A 316-nucleotide genomic window follows, 5' to 3' on the forward strand; every position below is an offset into this window, starting at 1 on the left:
GTCAATAAGGATCGCTTCATGTCGCCGCTGGGCGTGCCGTGCCAGAAGCCGCCGTTCGGCACGCTGTCGGCGGTCGACCTGACGACGCGCAAGATCCTGTGGCAGGTGCCGGTCGGTACGGTGCAGGACACGGGCCCGATGGGCATCAAGATGGGCATGAAGATGCCGGTGGGCATGCCGACGCTAGGCGGTACGCTGGCGACGCAGGGCGGGCTGGTGTTCATTGCCGGCACGCAGGATTACTACCTGCGCGCATTCGACAGCAGCACCGGCAAGGAGGTCTGGAAGGCCCGCCTGCCCGTGGGTAGCCAAGGCG

Annotated in this window: 1 protein-coding gene; it reads left to right on the forward strand. The window is 66.8% G+C overall.

The window, feature by feature from the left end:
* Window positions 1–18: 18 nt before the first annotated feature.
* Window positions 19–316, forward strand: a 298-nt coding sequence (locus tag RVY79_RS18580) for a PQQ-binding-like beta-propeller repeat protein (RefSeq protein ID WP_317466021.1), incomplete at its 3' end; no start/stop codon positions are given.

The organism is Chromohalobacter sp. HP20-39 (assembly GCF_033052815.1).
GTDB lineage: Bacteria > Pseudomonadota > Gammaproteobacteria > Pseudomonadales > Halomonadaceae > Chromohalobacter.